Raw genomic sequence first — 17,141 nt, forward strand, 5'->3', positions numbered from 1 at the left:
CATTTAATCAAATTCTTCGAAAGGAATTTTCAGCTGGACAGAAATTTGTTTTTTTTCAGAAATATTGAGGTTTGAAAGCGATAATCCCAATAAGCGAACCGGTTTATCAAATGGTCGAAGTTCCCAAAGTTTTTGCGCAGTTTCATAAAAATCTAGATTACCATCGAAATAAACTTCTTGGGTTTTGCTTCGCGTGTATTGCGTGAAATCCATGTATTTTATTTTTAAGGTTAAAGATTTTCCCTTAATTTCTTTTTTACTGAGGCGAATTTCTAATTCTTCACTGATGATTTTCAGTTGCTTGAAAACGGCTTCTTCATCGAGTAAATTTTCCCAAAAAGTTTCTTCCACCGCCACACTTTTTTGGATCCGATGAGGTTTTACTTCGCTGTTGTGAATTCCGCGGACAACATTGTAATAATAATTTCCGGACTTCCCGAAGAGTTTTATGAGGTCGTCCAGCGATTTTTTCTTTAGATCGGAACCTTTAAAAATATGCAGCTCGTGCATTTTATTTGCGGTGACTTTTCCGATCCCAAAAAATTTCTCGATCGGTAAATCTTCCATAAAATCCAAAATTTGGGTGGGATGAATGGTTTTTTGTCCGTTTGGTTTATTGTAATCAGATGCAACTTTCGCCAAAAATTTGTTGATAGAAATTCCTGCAGAAGCGGTTAAACCGGTTTCTTCGAAAATTCTTTTTCGGATTTCGCGCGCAATATCATTCGCGGATTCCATGTCTTTTTTGTTTTCGGTAACATCAAGATACGCTTCATCCAAAGAAAGCGGTTCTACCAAATCGGTAAATTCATAAAAAATTTTGCGGATCTGTTGAGAAATTTCTTTGTACCGCTGAAATCTGGGTTTTACTACAATTAATTGCGGACATTTTTCCATTGCAGTTTTTCCGGGCATCGCAGAACGGACGCCGAATTTTCGGGCTTCATAACTTGCTGCTGCCACAACTCCATACATTCCACCGCCGACTGCTAGAGGTTTTCCTTTCAATTCCGGAAAATCATGCTGTTCCACAGACGCGTAAAACGCATCCATATCAATATGAATAATCTTTCGGTCGGTTTGCATGGCGCAAAATTAGCGAATGGAATTGAAAAATGAGGTTTCAAAATAACTTTAACCGAAATGACGTAAATTTGAATATTGATAAACTCAAGTTTAAAAAATAAATGATTATGACCGACGATAAATTAGCCGTCCTCATCGACGCAGACAATGTTCCGTACAAAAATGTAAAAGAAATGTTGGAAGAAATTTCCAGAAATGGAACTCCCACGATTAAAAGAATTTACGCAGACTGGACAAAACCGAATGCTTCCGGGTGGAAAAATGTTCTGCTGGAAAATGCGATTACTCCAATTCAGCAATACAGTTACACTACAGGGAAAAATTCCAGCGACAGTGCTTTAATTATTGATGCGATGGATATCTTGTACTCCGAGAAAGTGAATGGATTCTGCATCGTTTCCAGTGATAGCGATTTTACAAGATTGGCGACAAGACTTCGGGAAGCCGGAATGATGGTGATGGGATTTGGAGAAAAGAAAACCCCGAAACCATTTATTTCTGCGTGTGATAAATTTATTTATCTGGAAATTCTCAATAATACAGAAGAATCAGATCTTACCGAAACAGCAGAAGAACCGGAAATTACCGTCACTAAAAAAACGGAGAAATCGAAACGAAAAAAGGAGCCACTCAGTAAGTTAGATTTTAAGACCATTAAATTAATTACAGAAAGCATCAATGATTTAGGTGATGAAGAAGGTTGGACTTTTCTGGGAAATCTCGGCAGTTTTATCATCAAGAAAAAACCCGATTTTGATCCGCGAAATTTTGGCTTCCCGAAATTATTACCTTTAATCAAAAGCATTGGAAAAATCGAAATCGACGAAAGAGAATCGGGCAACAATAATATCCGACATATTTATGTGAAGGTGAAGTAGGTACGACCGCACAGATAAAACAAAACGCATCTCAAAAAGATGCGTTTTTCTATTTATATTGGTAAAAATTAAGCGGTATAATTTTTCACCAAACCCTTTACAATTTTAATCACATTCGGCATGGCTTTGTTTGCGGCTTGCAAAACTTCTTCGTGAGTAACGTTATATGCGATATCTGGTCCACCAACATCAGTAATAATCGAAATTCCGAAGCAAGCCATTCCTTGATGTTTTGCGACGATCACTTCGGGAACGGTGCTCATTCCAACCGCATCTCCGCCGATCGCTTTGATCATGCCGTATTCTGCCGGAGTTTCAAAAGTTGGTCCCTGCAATGCAACATAACAACCTTCATGCGCCTTGATTCCTAAATCTTTCACTACATTTTGCGCAACTTCGATCATTTTCTTGTTGTATGGTTCGCTCATATCTACGAATCTTGGACCAAATTCTTCAATATTTTTTCCACGAAGCGGATGTTCCGGCATCATATTAATATGGTCATTGATAATCATCATGTCTGCAACATGAAAATTAGGATTTACACCGCCGCAAGCATTAGAAACGATCAAATTTTTGATTCCTAAAAGATGAAAAACCCGCACCGGGAAAACTACCGTCTGTATGTCATGCCCTTCATAGTAATGAAACCGACCACTCATCATCAGTACTTTTCTACCTTCCAGAAGTCCGTAAATTAATTCACCACCGTGACCAACCACCGTTGTTTGCGGAAAGTTGGGGATTTCTGAATATTTTAAAACATGAATCGGCTCCACTTCATCTTTGAGTTTACCCAATCCTGAACCTAAAATAATAGCGAATTCAGGCGTTGCATTGATTTTGCTTTTGATAAAATCTGCGGTCTCTTTAATTTTTGCTAACATAATTCAGAATGATTTGGTTAAACTCTTCCTTTTTGTCGATATCAACATTGATTGGCCAATAATAAACCAGTTCCCGAAGGTAATCAAAAGTTTTCAGCCTTACATAATCCTTTTCAGTCGTCAGAATTAATTTGTATTCCCCCAGTTTTTTATATTCTGCAATGATATTTTTAAAGTCCTGATCACTAAAATTGTGATGGTCTTTATATTTTAAATGTTTGACCCGCTGCGAAAATTTCGATAAATGATTCAGCAAAGGCTTTGGATTTGCAATTCCTGTAATTAATAAAATATCGTAGTAACTTAAATTATTATCAGGCAAAAATTGGTTGTGTGCATAGATATTTTCATCATAACCGATGCTGGAGAAAAATACTTTCTGATCAGATCGCGGTTTGATTCGCGAAATATAATACTGTTTTTGCTCGGCTGTTAACTCCGCCGGACATTTAGAAACCATGATGATTTGCGCTCTGGATGCGCCATTCCGACTTTCTCGCAAATCTCCCGCAGGTAGCACATAATCTTTGAAATAAGGATCGTTGTAATCGGTCATCAAAATCTGCAGACCAGGTTTGATGGCTCGATGTTGATAGGCATCATCCAATATCAAAACATCCAGATCCATATCTTCGATCATTTTTTTTGCTCCCGGAACCCGAGCTTCCGAAACACCGATGACGAACTTATTCTTAAATCTTTCAAAAAGCTGCATGGCTTCGTCGCCTACAGTTTTATAATTGCTGTCGTAGTTCGTAATTCCGTATCCTTTCGTTTGTCTTCCATAACCACGAGAAAGTACGCCGGTTTTGTAAGTTTTACATAAAAATTCAGCCAAATACATGACCATCGGAGATTTTCCACTTCCGCCAACAGAAAGATTTCCGACATTAATAATCGGAGTTTTAAAGGAGGTCGATTTTAAAATTCCCCAGTCATACATTAAGTTTCTTAGACTTGTTGCGAAATGATAAACAAGGGAAAAAGGGTAGAGATACCATCTTTTCATAGCCCACAAAATTACATATTTTTACTTTGAAAATAAAACACCTGAAGAATCTATTTTGTAAAGGGAAGAGAAAAATGGTCTTTGTAAACTGATTCTAAAGGATGCAATTCAATAAAGATTTTAATTTAAACCAAGGAAGAAACACATCTATAAGTAAAACGATTTTCCATTTTTTTTAATTCGCTAGAAGTGCTTGATAGAGCGCGTTCGAACTGCTTGTAAAAATTACACACGCATCAATTAGGAAAAACCACACGTGCCATTTAATTGAACCAAACGTATCATTTTTTTTAATGGGCTGAATCATTTGTAGATTCATGATTATTATCATTAAAAAAATAGAAGCGTAAAAACTTTGAAATCTAATGGAGGATTACCCGAAAATATTATTTACGTTCGGAAAACTTTACTTTTAAACATTTTGTTTAAATTTGCTACTATAGATAAAACTCATGAACAAGAAAAACGTAGCCGTAGTGATGGGCGGTTATTCCGACGAATACAAAGTATCGCTGAAAAGCGGACAACTCATTTATGATTCCCTTGATCGCGATTTATACAATGTGTACAAAGTCATCATTTTAAAAGACGAATGGTATTTTTTAGATGACAGAGGCCAAAAATCACCTATTAATAAAGCAGATTTCTCTGTCAATTTAAGCAGCGGTTTCGATGTAAAATTCGATGTATGTTTCAACATTATTCATGGAAAACCTGGTGAGAATGGGGAACTTCAAGCTTATTGGGATGCGATCGGACAAAAATATACCGGTTGCGATTTTTATCAAAGTGCTTTAACATTTAATAAAAAAGATACCCTTGCTGTTCTTTCAAAATACGGAATTCCATCTGCTAATAGTGTCTATTTAAGGAAATCAGAAACCATTAATGAAGATGAAATCATAAAAAAATTAGGGCTACCTTTGTTTGTGAAACCTAATCAATCTGGTTCTTCATTAGGGATTTCGAAGGTTAAAGAACAAGCCGAATTTCAAAAAGCACTTGCCTTTGCTTTTGCCGAAGACGACGAAATTTTGATTGAAAGCTTTCTCGATGGAATGGAAGTTTCTGTAGGTGTTGTAGATTTCAACGGAGAAACCATCGTTTTGGGTATTACAGAAATTGTTCCTTTTAAAGAATTTTTCGATTACGAAGCCAAATATGAAGGTGCATCAGAAGAGATTACTCCTGCAAGGATAGATGATGAAACCCGGAAAAAAGTAGAGGAAATTGCAAAAAAAGCCTACGATTCTTTAGGAATGAGTGGGTTTTCTAGAAGTGAATTCATCATCATGAGCGGAATTCCTTATATGCTCGAAATGAATACCAATCCTGGGTTTTCGCCAGCTTCTATTCTGCCGCAACAAGCTGCGATTTACGGAATTTCCATTAAAGATTTGTGCGGAAACGAGGTGGAAAAAGCCTTTTTGAAAAATAAATAAACCCTTTTTTATTTTAGATTTAAAAATTATTTTCATCTAAAATTTATAATTTAAAATCTAAAATCATTTATGAGAGTCGCCATTTTTCCCGGTTCATTCGATCCCATTACTCTTGGACATTACGATATTGTAGAAAGAGCTACACCACTTTTTGATAAGATTATTATCGCCATCGGACAGAATTCGCAGAAAAAATACATGTTCTCTTTGGAACAAAGAATGGAATTCATTAAAAAAACGTTTGAACATTTCCCGAATGTTGAAGTGGATCATTTTGAAGGGTTAACCATTGATTATTGCCGAAGCAAAAATGTAAATTTCATCTTGAGAGGTTTACGGAATCCCGCTGATTTCGAGTTTGAAAAAGCAATCGCACAAACCAACCGAGAACTCACCAAAGACAATAAAATTGAAACCATTTTTCTATTGACATCTTCTGGCAAATCCTTTATCAGCAGTAGTATTGTGAGAGAAATTATCACTTTTGAAGGCAATTACGAATTGTTGGTTCCCGAAGCGGTTCGTGTTGAGAAATAAATAAATGAACCCTTTCAGCCTTTTAAAGGCTGAAAGGGTTTTCAAAGTAAAATGGAAATACATCAAAACTTAAACTTTGTCATCGAAATTCTGGGCACGATTTCCTTCGCGATGTCGGGGAGTTTTGCTGCAATGCAAAAACGATTGGATCCTTTTGGAGTGCTCATTATTGCATTTGTAACTTCTGTCGGCGGTGGAACGGTTCGCGATTTATTGTTGGATGTGCCGGTTTTTTGGATGCACGATATGATCATGTGTTCTGTGATTTTCATTACGTGTTTGTTTTCGATGGTTTTCAAATCCATTGAGAAAAAATTCAGAGTTACATTGTTTCTTTTTGATAGTTTCGGGTTGGGTTTATTCACCATTGTGGGAATACAAAAAGGGTTGAATGCCGATCTTCATCCTTTGATATGCTTGACTTTAGGAACAATAACAGGTTGTTTTGGAGGAATTATTCGCGATATTTTGTTGAACAGAATTCCCCTGATTCTCCGTAAAGAAATCTATGCGACGGCTTGTATTTTGGGAGGTGGTGTTTTTTTGATTTTAGTCAAACTCACAGGTCTTTCTTATACTTTTGTTCAAATTTCTACCATACTTTTAATTGTTGCCATTCGAACTTTCGCAGTAAAATATCATTGGCAAATGCCGAAGTTTTACGGAGCAGAGCAAAATTCGGAAATGTAATTTTATACGTTGTGCAAGTTTTGTATTGTTAAGCTGTAAAACAGCGCAATCATGAGCATGGGGTGAAACCTTATGAAATAGTTTAGATATTTATCTAAGTCCTGAAATGGAGAAATCTTATCCAGATAAATTCCATGTCTTTGGTTGAAAAACGATCTCATTCTTTTCGGCGCTCCATTTGCGTTTTGCACAAATAAAGTCCTGAAAAATTAATTTCAGGACTTTATTTGTTACTTAAATGTCTGTTTATTTTTAAGAGAATTTCCCTCTGTTACGCATATTTGGATTATGAATATGTTTCTGCATAGAAGGCATTTTCAACTGATCTTTCATCATTTTAATCTGATCAGTCATCATTCCTGCAGTGTCGAGTCTTTTTGCTTCTTCTAATAATTTCGTCGCTTCCTGTCGTCTTCCTTTTTGCAAAGCACCTGCAGCGATATTCAAAGTCGCCATTGCTCGATCATGTTTCATATTTAGACCAAATTCAAGAGCTTTTTTCATTAAAGGTTCTACTTTTTCCGGATGTTTTTCTGCTAAAGTTAATCCCTGTAAATAATGAAAATATCCAAATTGTGACTTGTGAAGTTGTGATTCATAGTTCGTAATTTTCGAAAGCCAGAGATTTGCTTTTGCCGTATTCTGTTTTCTTAGAAACCAAAATGATAAAAGGATCATCTCATTTTTAAAAAATAAAAAGATCGGTATGGCCGACAAGATTACGACAACAATTCCCCACCCGATATTTCGGTTCATCATCAGGTAAATTCCGGCGGCAATCATTAATGCTGCAATAACGAATTTTAGGTATTTGTTCATTGTATAATTTTTAGAAATGCAAAGATAATCATTTGAACTAAGGGAGAAAATCCGAACGCAGAAAGATTTGTTATAATATTAAATACTTTCTTTTCTTTCATAAGTTTGAAAGCAGAAGTCATATTCGTTTTTATCGTCTTTTTCGTGGCAAATTTCTGCTGTTTTATCCCACACTTTTAAATTGATTTTAGGAAAAAAAACTTCCGCTTTTGATTGGGTTTTAACTAATGTTACCTGAAGCTTGTCTGCCAAATCTATGGTCTGTTCATAGATATTTCCACCGCCGATAACAAAGATATTTTCGTTCATTTTTTTGGCAAATTTTAGGGCTTCTTTTACGCTTCCTACGATTAAGATTCCCTCTTCAAACCAATCCTTTCTTTTTGAAACCACGATGTTGGTTCGGTTTGGCAAAGGTTTTCCAATGCTTTCATAGGTTTTTCTTCCCATGATAATGGGATGATCAGTGGTGGTTTCTTTAAAATATTTTAAATCTTTGGGTAAATGCCAAAGTAATTGGTTGTCAGCTCCAATCCCGTTATCTAAACCCATTGCGACAATGATTGTTATCATTTTTCTGTAATTTTCACAAATTTACCACATAATTTGTATATTTGGGTTCTATTTTAAACATTAAAAACATTAAACGATGAGAAATAAGGGATGTATGAGTGCCGGAACAATTGGTATTGCACTATTAGTAATTGCTGCTGTATTATTTTTTTGGGGCAAAAGTGGATATAACAGTTTTACGACAAAAGAACAAAACGTAAATACAAAGTGGTCCAATGTAGAAACTGTTTATCAAAAGCGTGCGAATTTGATTCCGAACCTAGAAAGAACGGTAAAATCCTATTCCCAATTTGAGCAGGAAACTTTGGGCAAAGTTATTGAAGCCCGATCAAAAGCAACATCTATTACGATAGATCCTACCAATATGACCGAAGCAGATATGGCGAAATTTCAGGCTGCACAAGGTGAATTAAGTGGTTCATTAAGCAGATTAATGGCCGTGGTAGAAAGTTATCCGAATTTGAAAGCTGATCAACAATACATTAATTTTCAGAGAGAATATACGGCAATTGAAAACAGCATCCGAAGCGAAACCGTTTATTTTAACGAAGCAGCACAAGAATACAATACTTCTATAAAAACATTCCCAAATAATATTTTGGCGAATTTTACAAACTTCAAAGAAAAACCGTATTTCAAAGCTGCAGCAGGTGCTGAAAAAGCGCCTGAAGTTTTTACCAAATAATGAACAATTTTTTAACAGATCAACAAATGGCTTCTCTCGTAGAAGCCATTCAAACGGCGGAAGATCATTCTACCGGTGAAATTCGAATTCATATTGATTCGAACACGGAAGGAAATAATGCCGAAATTGCGTTTGAGGTTTTCAGAAGACTTTGTAAGGATCAAACTGTTGAAAAAAATGCCGTTCTTTTTCATGTGAATTTTGAACAAAAATACCTCACTATTATTGGTGATGAAGGAATTCATGCAAAAGTAAATCAAACCTTTTGGGATCAAATGCACGATCAAATCACCACCCAATTTTCAAAAGGAAATTTTCACGATGGTTTGAAAAATGCCGTTTTGGAAACAGGTTTGGAACTCAAAAAATATTTCCCAATCAAGGGAGTAAATCCCAATGAACTATCCAATGAGATTACGTTCTCTTAAAAACTTTTTCGCATTCCTCCTTTTAGGTTTAAACATATTTGTTTTTGCCCAAAAAATCCCGGAAAAACCTAACGTTCTTTATCCCGTTTACGATCAAGTAGGCTTACTGACGCAAACCGAAAAAGATCAACTCAATCAAAAGCTCATTAAATTTTCAGATTCTACTTCCACGGAAATTGAAGTCATTATTATTCCTACAACCGGTGGCGAAGATGTCAATTACTTGGCAACGATGTATGGTGAGAAATGGGGAATCGGACAAAAAGGAATTGATAACGGAATTGTTTTCCTCATTGCAACAGAAGATCGTACGATGGCAATTCAACAAGGAAGAGCTGTTGAACAATATTTAACCGCTTCAGTTGCCGGACAAATTTTAGACTATATCGTAACTCCAAAGTTTAAACAAGGATTATGGTACGAAGGTATCAATGGTGGTACAATTGCTTTAATGGAAGCGGTTCAAGGAAAATTTAAGCCTATTGCAAAAACATCGCAAGAAGAAGGATTGAGTGCGATACAAATCATAATGATTGCGTTCTTTATAATTATGATTTTGAGTTTTCTCTTTAAAAATCGTGGAGGCGGAAATAATGGTGATGATGACGACGACGAAATGCTTTCTCGACGTGGGAGACGTTCATATCCAGGCGGATTTTTCCCTTTCCCGGGAAATTTCGGCGGTGGTGGATTTGGTGGCGGTTTCGGCGGCGGAAGTTCTGGTGGTGGATTTGGGGGATTCGGTGGTGGCGGAAGTTTCGGCGGCGGTGGAGCTTCTGGAGGTTGGTAAAACAAAGATTCAATTCACTACTTCTTTATAATCTGAAAATTTTACAACATTATTTAAAAAAAAATTAATCAATAGAAACGGACTTTAGTCCGTTTTTTTTATGGTCAGAATTTGTCGTTTTTAGCCAAAATCCAATTTCAATATTTATAAAAAAATTCAAAAAAAATCAGCTACAATGTAGCCGACTTATTTATTTAAAGAGTTTAGAAAAAAGAACTACAAATATTTTTGCAGTCTTTTTCTATCATCTTTAATCTATCATCTTTAATCTTACTGTATCGAAACACTTCCGCCGCTGCTTTCTTTATTAGAAAGAATATTTAAATTTCCTTTTCTCGTCACGTTGATGTCTCCTGATGAACTCGCAGAAGCGTTTAATTGATTGCTCACAGAAATACTCACGTCTCCTGAACTCGAGGCTTCGATATTTGCATTTTCAGCAAGTACTTTTTGCGCATTGAGTGTTCCAGAAGAAGAAGCCGATAAATCGGTGTTTTTTGCTTTACCAGAAATATCAATATCTCCAGATGAATTCGCTTCAGATTTCAAATTCACGGCCCAAATTTGTCCAGTAAAACTCCCCGAACTTGAAACATCGATCGACATTTCGTTGGCTTCTAAATTTCCTTTAATATCTCCAGAACTGGAAGCTTCGATTTCCATTTTGTCTTGCGTAAATTTATCTTTGATTACAATAGATGCGGAAGAACTTGCTTTTACAGAAGAAAAATCTTTAGCGAAAATTTTGGCCGCCACATTTCTTGCCGAAATATTAATACCGGATTTAAAATGAATGTATAAGTTCCCACCTTCATTTTCTACCAAAATATCATCTAAAATATCAGAAGGAGCAGTAATCACCACTTTTTCTTCATCCGATTTTACGACTTCTGCAGAGATCGATTGCGCCACCCGAATTTCATCGAAAGACATTTTGTACTCTTTGTTTTTGATGATGCCGGTTCCTAATTTTGGTGTTACATTGTAAGGGAAGCCGTTATCTGATTTAATGTTGCATGAAGACAACAATAAAAATGCGGCGAGAACAGAGATGCTTAGTGTTTTCATAGGTTTAGTTTTTTGCTGATATTTATTATGTTAAAGGTAAAATTTAAATTAATATCTTTATCCTTTAATAACAATTTACGAATGAAAAATATTACCTCGGTTTTTTTAATTTCTTCTTTAGCGATGACAACTGCTTGTACAACAATGAAAACTACCACTAATTCTCCTACAGAAATTCCAACACCCGATGCAAATTTGGCGGGAAATCCCTTCATGAAAAAAAGTTCCCTGCAATACCAAGCTCCGGAATTTGATAAAATTAAAGACGACCATTTCAAACCGGCTTTTGACTATGGAATGAAAGTTCAGATCGCTGAAGTGGATAAAATTGCCAATAATGCTTCTGCTCCAACTTTTGAAAATACCATCATCGCTTTAGAAAACAGCGGTGAAGTGTTGAAAAGAGCACAACTTGTTTTTTATAATTTGACAGGCTCCAACACGAATCCCACTTTGCAGAAACTGGAAGAAGAGTATGCTCCTGTTTTTTCTGCGCTGAGTGATAAAATTCTTTTGAATGAAAAATTATATGCCCGAATCAAAGCCATTAAAACAGAAAATTTAGGTTCAGAAGAAAAACGGGTTTTAGAATTATATACAACCAATTTTGAAATTGCTGGTGCCAATCTTTCTGCGGAAAGTAAAGCAAGTGTAAAGAAAATCAATGAAGAAATCGCGACCCTTTCTACGCAATTTTCCAGCAAATTATTAGATGCCAGAAAAGATGGCGCACTTTTAATTACCGATATCAAAGAACTAGACGGAATGTCTGCTGATGAAATTGAAGCCGCTGCAGCGGATGCAAAAACTGCCGGGAAAACAGGTTATTTATTGGCTCTGCAAAACACCACGCAGCAACCTTTGCTTCAAAATTTAAAAAACAGAGCAACCCGCGAAAAATTATTCAAAGCATCTTGGTACAGAGCTGAAAAAGGCGATGCAGATGATACAAGAAATCTTCTGGAAAGACTGGCAAAAATCCGTATGGAAAAAGCACATTTGATGGGCAAAAAATCCTTCGCCGAATGGAAATTGCAGGATCAAATGGCAAAAACTCCAGAAAATGCGATGAATCTTTTGGCAAGATTGGCAACTCCGGCGGTAGAAACTGCGAAAAGAGAAAGTGATGAAATTCAAGCCTTAATTGATAAACAAAAAGGAGGTTTTACCGTAGAACCTTGGGATTGGAATTTCTACGCAGAACAGGTTCGTAAAGAAAAATATGATTTAGATGAAAATCAAATCAAACCTTATTTTGAGGTGAGAACGGTCTTGGAAAAAGGCGTTTTCTATGCTGCCGAACAATTTTATGGCATCACCTTTAAAGAAAAAAAAGATATTCCGGTTTATCATCCTGATGTGACCGCGTACGAAGTTTTCGACCGCGACGGAAAATCCCTCGCCATTTATTACCTGGATTTTTATACAAGAGATAATAAAAACGGCGGTGCTTGGATGAGCAATTTTGTGGAGCAATCCCATTTACTAGGTCAGAAACCTGTTATTGTAAATGTTTTCAATTTCCAGAAGCCGGCAGAAGGAAAACCATCACTTATTTCCTATGATGATGTTTCTACCATGTTCCACGAATTTGGGCATACTTTGCACGGTCTATTTGCAGATCAGAAATACATCTCTATTTCCGGGACCAGTGTTCCGCGTGATTTTGTAGAATTCCCTTCTCAAATTAATGAGTTTTTTGCGTTGGAACCTTCCGTTTTGAAAAATTACGCATTGCATTATCAAACCAAACAACCAATGCCACAAACTTTGGTGGATAAAATTAAAAAAGCCGCAACTTTCAATCAAGGATATTCAACAACCGAGTTGGTTTCGGCAGCAACTTTAGACATGAATTGGCATTCTGTAACCAACGAATCGCAGTTTCAACCAGCCTTGGAATTCGAGAAAAATGTACTGGCAAAATATGGCTTTATCTTAAAAGAAGTTCCGCCGAGATATCACACTCCGTATTTTGCACACATTTGGGGAGGAGGTTATTCTGCAGGATATTATGCGTACATGTGGAGCGATATGCTCAACGCCGATGCGTGGGATTGGATCTCTACACACGGTGGAATGACGCGTGAAAATGGCGATCGTTTCCGTAAATATATTCTGTCGGTAGGAAATTCTGTGGATTTGAATAAAGCGTTTAAAGATTTTACAGGAAGAAATCCTGATTTAAAACCGTTGTTGAAGAATAAAGGATTTACTAAATAGCTATTTTTTTATGTATTTTTTTTAAAAAACGAACCTTGTCAAAGCTTTAATCTTGACAAGGTTTTTAGTTTGTGCTCCCGCAAGTTAAATTGAAATCTTTGGAAAAAATCTTTGCGTCATTGCGTGAAAAAGTATTTTAAAAATTTCGAATGACAAAACACCTGAACTTCTAGCCCGGATAGAAACGGCATCCTTTTTTTTCGCGTTGGCTTTAGGGAAGGCAAAAAAAAGATATAGTGGATAGCCGGACCGGTTTTGATAAGAAACGAAAATCGTGGCGCTCCCAAATAAAATCCTTAATTTTGTCGAAAATTTTATACAATGCCGAAAATTTCTCACAGAGCACAAAATATGCCTGCATCACCAGTAAGAAAACTGGTTCCTTTTGCCATCAAAGCGAAGCAAAGAGGAATCAAAGTGTATCATTTAAATATTGGTCAACCCGATATTGAAACACCACAATCTGCTTTGGATGCTGTGAAAAACAACGATTTGAAGATTTTTGAATATGCTCTCTCAGAAGGGAATTTGGATTACAGAACCGCTTTAAACAATTACTATCATTCATTGGGTTTTACCGATTTAACGCCCGATCATTTTATTGTGACCAACGGTGGATCTGAAGCATTGAATTTTGCCATTTCTACGTTGTGTGATGATGGCGATGAGGTTATTATTCCAGAACCTTATTATGCGAATTACAATGGTTTTGCCAATACTTTTAATGTGAATGTTGTAGCCGTTTCTTCGACGATTGATACGGGATTTGCATTGCCTCCGATTGAAGATTTTGAGAAAAAAATTACGCCAAAAACAAAAGCAATCCTGATTTGTAATCCCGGAAATCCGACCGGATATCTTTATACAAGAGAAGAATTGCAGAAATTGGCAGATATGGCTTTGAAACATGATATCGTGATCATTTCTGATGAGGTTTACCGGGAATATGTCTATGATGGAAAACAGCAGGTTTCTATGTTCGAATTTCCAGAAATCGCAGAAAATTGTATCATCATCGATTCTGAGTCTAAGCGTTATTCCATGTGCGGCGTAAGAATTGGTTCCTTGATCACGCGTTCTAAAAAAATTCATGATGCTGCAATGCTTTTTGCGCAGGCAAGATTGAGCCCGGTTCTTTTGGGACAAATTGCAGCTGCTGCAGCACACGTGAATGATACCGAATATATTTTGAAAGTTCGTGCCGAATATACGCATCGCAGAAATGTGTTGGTCGATTTATTGAATGGAATTCCGGGCGTGATTTGTCCGAAACCGAAAGGCGCATTTTATTGTGCAGTAGAACTTCCGGTAGATGATACCGACAAATTTGCACAATGGTTGTTGGAAAGTTATTCCCACAACAACGAAACTATTATGGTTGCACCGATGAGCGGTTTTTACAGCAATCCAGAATTAGGAAAAAAACAAGTGAGAATTGCGTACGTTTTGAATGAAACCGATTTGCGCAGAAGTGTAGAATTGTTGAGTGATGCGCTTGAGAAATATAAATTAGAATTTAATTGGTAACATCATCTATTGAATGTTTAAAAAAAATAAAATTTTGGTAGGTTCGATTTTGCTTTCTTTTGCGATGATCAGTTGCACAAGTTCGCTACAAAATAACGATTCCAAAAATAGCAATATCCAGTCTGTTTCCTACTCAAAAACATTGGGAAGAGCTGGTTTTTTGAATATTTCAGCGACGAAAGATTCCGTGATTTCTACCAAATTTGGAAGCGCTTTCAATGATGTTCCGGCGGTGAAAGAAAAGATGAGTTCTGAAGATTGGAAAAAAATTGTTTCTGCTATTAATGTAGAAGACATTGAAAAAACCAAAAACGGAGAAGGTCGCGGTTATTATGATGGTCCCGACGAAATCTTCGAAATAGAGACGACAGAAAAAAAATACAGGTTGTTGAATGTTGCAGATGCTACGCAGTACAAACAACTCGAAAATTTAAAAGAAGTGATTAAAAAAATTGCTGCCTCCAAAAAATAATGCAGGAAAATAGATCTTTAAAAGCGTACAATACTTTCGGAGTCGATGTTTCTGCGAAATATTTTGTAGAAGTGAGTTCCGTAGAAGAACTAATCGAAATTTTCAAAAACGCTCCAACTCAAAAACGCTCCAACTCAAAAACCCTTTTCCTCGGCGGCGGAAGTAATATTTTGTTGACCAAAGATTTTGATGGACTGGTTATTCAACTCAATTTGAAAGGAATTTCTGAAGAGATTGTGAATGAAAATGAAGTTTTGGTGACCTCACAAGCGGGTGAAAATTGGCATGAATTTGTCGCATATTGCTTGAATAAAAACTATGGCGGATTAGAAAATTTGTCGCTCATTCCAGGAAATGTAGGCACTTCGCCGATGCAGAATATCGGAGCTTACGGAACTGAGATTAAAGATACTTTCGTGCGTTGCAAAGTTTTGAATTTAGAAACTTTGGAAGTAGAAGAATTTGATCATGAAAAATGCAACTTCGGTTATCGGGAATCTATTTTCAAAAGAGAAGGAAATGGGAAATATGTGATTCTGGAAGTGACTTTTAAACTGACTCGAAAAGAGCATTTGATTAAAACCGAATACGGCGCAATACAATCGGAGCTTGCAAATTTAGGAATTGAAAATCCTACGATTCAAGAAGTTTCAAAAGCCGTAATCAACATTCGACAAAGCAAATTGCCCGATCCGAAAGTTCTGGGAAATGCGGGAAGTTTTTTTAAAAATCCGACCATTGCTTTATCCCAATTTGAAGAATTAAAAGAAAAATTTTCAACGATTCCAGGTTATCCGAACGGAGATTTCGTGAAAGTTCCTGCAGGTTGGCTCATCGAGCAATGCGGTTGGAAGGGAAAACAAATCGGAAATGTAGCGTCGCACGAACTGCAAAGTTTGGTGATTGTAAACAAAACAGGAAATGCTTCCGGAAAAGAAATTTTCGATTTCTCTACGATGATTATTGAGTCAGTAAAAGAAAAATTTGGGATCGAACTGGAAAGGGAAGTGAATATCATTTGATAATGTAATCATTTAATAATGTGATCATTTGAGAATGTGACAATTTGATAATTATAAATGCATTCACACCTTACCAAATTAGCGTATTACCAAATCACCAAATCATCACATCAACCAAATCACCACTTCAACTTATGAAAATAGCGGTTCTCGGCGCCGGAAATATGGGTTTATCTTTTTCGAAATCTTTTTTGAAGTATGAACTGATCAAACCGGAAAATCTCCATTTAGTTACGCGGAAAAAAGAAAAAGTTAATAAAATTTCCAGGAATTTTCCCGGTTCGAAAGTTTCTGTTTTTTCAGATTTAAAAACGATTGAGGCAGATTTGGTTATTATTGCGGTTAAACCTCAAGATTTTCAGTTCGTCGCAGAAAATATTTCCTTTCAATTTAAGGAAAATCAAATGGTGCTTTCGATTATGGCGGGAATAAAAATTGAGAAAATTCAGAAATTTTTAAATCATAAAAAAGTAGTTCGAGCCATGCCCAATTCGCCCACTCTTTTGGGAATGGGAATTACGGGTTATACGGCGGCAGAAGGAATTTCTTTTCCCGATCTCATGCAAATAGAAAGGTTTCTGAATTCTACCGGACGATCTGTTTATTTAGAAGATGAAAATCTTTTAGATGGCGTTACAGCGCTTTCTGGAAGTGGACCAGCTTACTTTTATTACATTGTTGATGCGATGATCAAAGCCGGAACAAAAATGGGAATCGAGGAAAATCTCGCCAAACTTTTTGTAAAGCAAACCATGTTGGGAGCGTATCATTTGATCAATAATTCAGAAAAAAGTTTAGAAGAATTGATTGAAGATGTCGCCTCAAAAGGCGGAACAACGGAAGCAGCTTTGAAGGTTTTTGATGAAAATGAGCTGAAAGAAACCTTGCGAAAAGGGATTTTAGCAGCAGAGAAGCGATCAAAAGAATTAAGTAATTAATTCCCTCATCCGCTATAAGTTGTAGGAAATGGAATGAATGTAAAATTCTAAAGAATTAATTTAAAAA

18 protein-coding genes are annotated in these 17,141 nt (G+C 36.3%); 12 read left to right on the forward strand and 6 right to left on the reverse strand.

What is annotated here, in order from left to right; genetic code table 11:
* Positions 1-3 precede the first annotated feature (3 nt).
* On the reverse strand, positions 4-1,086 hold the full coding sequence (gene dinB, locus BW932_RS03005; protein ID WP_076385219.1) for a DNA polymerase IV: 1,083 nt from the start codon (positions 1,084-1,086) through the stop codon (positions 4-6).
* Between the two features lie 107 nt (positions 1,087-1,193).
* Between dinB and BW932_RS03010 the strand changes: the two genes are divergently transcribed.
* Positions 1,194-1,964 carry an NYN domain-containing protein gene (locus BW932_RS03010; protein ID WP_185113908.1) on the forward strand — a complete coding sequence of 257 codons (771 nt, stop codon included), beginning with the start codon at positions 1,194-1,196 and terminating at the stop codon, positions 1,962-1,964.
* Between the two features lie 68 nt (positions 1,965-2,032).
* Here the strand turns inward: BW932_RS03010 and BW932_RS03015 are convergent, their stop codons facing one another.
* The gene (locus BW932_RS03015; protein ID WP_076385223.1) at positions 2,033-2,851 is read right to left on the reverse strand and encodes a purine-nucleoside phosphorylase; all 819 of its coding nucleotides are present in this window, start codon (positions 2,849-2,851) and stop codon (positions 2,033-2,035) included.
* On the reverse strand, positions 2,835-3,860 hold the full coding sequence (lpxK, locus tag BW932_RS03020; protein WP_076385225.1) for a tetraacyldisaccharide 4'-kinase: 1,026 nt from the start codon (positions 3,858-3,860) through the stop codon (positions 2,835-2,837). Before lpxK ends, BW932_RS03015 begins: the two co-directional genes overlap by 17 nt.
* Before the next feature lie 452 nt (positions 3,861-4,312).
* On the opposite strand from lpxK, the gene BW932_RS03025 reads away from it, so the two are divergent.
* The 3 genes from BW932_RS03025 to BW932_RS03035 all read left to right on the forward strand — a co-directional run bounded on the left by BW932_RS03025 (position 4,313) and on the right by BW932_RS03035 (position 6,529).
* On the forward strand, positions 4,313-5,302 hold the full coding sequence (locus BW932_RS03025; protein ID WP_076385227.1) for a D-alanine--D-alanine ligase: 990 nt from the start codon (positions 4,313-4,315) through the stop codon (positions 5,300-5,302).
* Between the two features lie 69 nt (positions 5,303-5,371).
* The gene (gene coaD / locus BW932_RS03030) at positions 5,372-5,839 is read left to right on the forward strand and encodes a pantetheine-phosphate adenylyltransferase (protein WP_076385229.1); all 468 of its coding nucleotides are present in this window, start codon (positions 5,372-5,374) and stop codon (positions 5,837-5,839) included.
* A gap of 57 nt (positions 5,840-5,896) precedes the next feature.
* Positions 5,897-6,529: a trimeric intracellular cation channel family protein gene (locus BW932_RS03035; RefSeq protein WP_076385470.1), complete on the forward strand. Its 633-nt coding sequence runs from the start codon at positions 5,897-5,899 to the stop codon at positions 6,527-6,529.
* A gap of 252 nt (positions 6,530-6,781) precedes the next feature.
* On the opposite strand, the gene BW932_RS03040 is transcribed toward BW932_RS03035, so the two are convergent.
* A complete protein-coding gene (locus BW932_RS03040; RefSeq protein ID WP_076385231.1) occupies positions 6,782-7,348 on the reverse strand; it encodes a hypothetical protein in 567 nt (188 codons plus the stop codon).
* A gap of 78 nt (positions 7,349-7,426) precedes the next feature.
* Positions 7,427-7,921: a dihydrofolate reductase gene (locus BW932_RS03045; RefSeq protein ID WP_076385233.1), complete on the reverse strand. Its 495-nt coding sequence runs from the start codon at positions 7,919-7,921 to the stop codon at positions 7,427-7,429.
* Positions 7,922-7,997: 76 nt separating this feature from the next.
* Here BW932_RS03045 and BW932_RS03050 point away from each other — a divergent pair, with 76 nt between their 5' ends.
* The 3 genes from BW932_RS03050 to BW932_RS03060 are packed head-to-tail and all read left to right on the forward strand — an operon-like array spanning position 7,998 to position 9,824.
* Positions 7,998-8,606: a LemA family protein gene (locus BW932_RS03050; protein WP_076385235.1), complete on the forward strand. Its 609-nt coding sequence runs from the start codon at positions 7,998-8,000 to the stop codon at positions 8,604-8,606.
* Positions 8,603-9,034: a TPM domain-containing protein gene (locus BW932_RS03055; RefSeq protein WP_084566421.1), complete on the forward strand. Its 432-nt coding sequence runs from the start codon at positions 8,603-8,605 to the stop codon at positions 9,032-9,034. The genes BW932_RS03050 and BW932_RS03055 overlap by 4 nt, the downstream gene beginning before the upstream one ends.
* Positions 9,015-9,824, forward strand: coding sequence for a TPM domain-containing protein (locus BW932_RS03060; protein ID WP_076385239.1), 810 nt, complete (start codon positions 9,015-9,017; stop codon positions 9,822-9,824). Before BW932_RS03055 ends, BW932_RS03060 begins: the two co-directional genes overlap by 20 nt.
* A 270-nt stretch (positions 9,825-10,094) precedes the next feature.
* On the opposite strand, the gene BW932_RS03065 is transcribed toward BW932_RS03060, so the two are convergent.
* Positions 10,095-10,892, reverse strand: coding sequence for a head GIN domain-containing protein (locus BW932_RS03065; protein ID WP_076385241.1), 798 nt, complete (start codon positions 10,890-10,892; stop codon positions 10,095-10,097).
* A gap of 81 nt (positions 10,893-10,973) precedes the next feature.
* On the opposite strand from BW932_RS03065, the gene BW932_RS03070 reads away from it, so the two are divergent.
* The 5 genes from BW932_RS03070 to proC all read left to right on the forward strand — a co-directional run bounded on the left by BW932_RS03070 (position 10,974) and on the right by proC (position 17,074).
* Positions 10,974-13,115: a M3 family metallopeptidase gene (locus BW932_RS03070; protein WP_076385472.1), complete on the forward strand. Its 2,142-nt coding sequence runs from the start codon at positions 10,974-10,976 to the stop codon at positions 13,113-13,115.
* Between the two features lie 321 nt (positions 13,116-13,436).
* Positions 13,437-14,642 (forward strand): pyridoxal phosphate-dependent aminotransferase, encoded by a 1,206-nt coding sequence (locus BW932_RS03075; RefSeq protein ID WP_076385243.1) that lies wholly within the window; start codon positions 13,437-13,439, stop codon positions 14,640-14,642.
* A 13-nt stretch (positions 14,643-14,655) separates the two neighbouring features.
* Positions 14,656-15,114: a hypothetical protein gene (locus BW932_RS03080; RefSeq protein WP_076385245.1), complete on the forward strand. Its 459-nt coding sequence runs from the start codon at positions 14,656-14,658 to the stop codon at positions 15,112-15,114.
* Positions 15,114-16,136, forward strand: coding sequence for a UDP-N-acetylmuramate dehydrogenase (gene murB / locus BW932_RS03085; RefSeq protein WP_076385247.1), 1,023 nt, complete (start codon positions 15,114-15,116; stop codon positions 16,134-16,136). The genes BW932_RS03080 and murB overlap by 1 nt, the downstream gene beginning before the upstream one ends.
* Positions 16,137-16,270: 134 nt before the next feature.
* Positions 16,271-17,074, forward strand: coding sequence for a pyrroline-5-carboxylate reductase (proC, locus tag BW932_RS03090; RefSeq protein ID WP_076385249.1), 804 nt, complete (start codon positions 16,271-16,273; stop codon positions 17,072-17,074).
* Positions 17,075-17,141 lie beyond the last annotated feature (67 nt).

Origin of the sequence: Kaistella chaponensis, assembly GCF_900156725.1 — a bacterium.
Taxonomy (GTDB): Bacteria; Bacteroidota; Bacteroidia; order Flavobacteriales; family Weeksellaceae; genus Kaistella; species Kaistella chaponensis.

Coding starts and splice junctions, on each gene's coding strand:
- dinB (WP_076385219.1), bottom strand. CDS start 1,086: ATGCAAACCGACCGAAAGATTATTCATATTGATATGGATGCGTTTTAC.
- BW932_RS03010 (WP_185113908.1), top strand. CDS start 1,194: ATGACCGACGATAAATTAGCCGTCCTCATCGACGCAGACAATGTTCCG.
- BW932_RS03015 (WP_076385223.1), bottom strand. CDS start 2,851: ATGTTAGCAAAAATTAAAGAGACCGCAGATTTTATCAAAAGCAAAATC.
- lpxK (WP_076385225.1), bottom strand. CDS start 3,860: ATGAAAAGATGGTATCTCTACCCTTTTTCCCTTGTTTATCATTTCGCA.
- BW932_RS03025 (WP_076385227.1), top strand. CDS start 4,313: ATGAACAAGAAAAACGTAGCCGTAGTGATGGGCGGTTATTCCGACGAA.
- coaD (WP_076385229.1), top strand. CDS start 5,372: ATGAGAGTCGCCATTTTTCCCGGTTCATTCGATCCCATTACTCTTGGA.
- BW932_RS03040 (WP_076385231.1), bottom strand. CDS start 7,348: ATGAACAAATACCTAAAATTCGTTATTGCAGCATTAATGATTGCCGCC.
- BW932_RS03045 (WP_076385233.1), bottom strand. CDS start 7,921: ATGATAACAATCATTGTCGCAATGGGTTTAGATAACGGGATTGGAGCT.
- BW932_RS03050 (WP_076385235.1), top strand. CDS start 7,998: ATGAGAAATAAGGGATGTATGAGTGCCGGAACAATTGGTATTGCACTA.
- BW932_RS03060 (WP_076385239.1), top strand. CDS start 9,015: ATGAGATTACGTTCTCTTAAAAACTTTTTCGCATTCCTCCTTTTAGGT.
- BW932_RS03065 (WP_076385241.1), bottom strand. CDS start 10,892: ATGAAAACACTAAGCATCTCTGTTCTCGCCGCATTTTTATTGTTGTCT.
- BW932_RS03070 (WP_076385472.1), top strand. CDS start 10,974: ATGAAAAATATTACCTCGGTTTTTTTAATTTCTTCTTTAGCGATGACA.
- BW932_RS03075 (WP_076385243.1), top strand. CDS start 13,437: ATGCCGAAAATTTCTCACAGAGCACAAAATATGCCTGCATCACCAGTA.
- BW932_RS03080 (WP_076385245.1), top strand. CDS start 14,656: ATGTTTAAAAAAAATAAAATTTTGGTAGGTTCGATTTTGCTTTCTTTT.
- murB (WP_076385247.1), top strand. CDS start 15,114: ATGCAGGAAAATAGATCTTTAAAAGCGTACAATACTTTCGGAGTCGAT.
- proC (WP_076385249.1), top strand. CDS start 16,271: ATGAAAATAGCGGTTCTCGGCGCCGGAAATATGGGTTTATCTTTTTCG.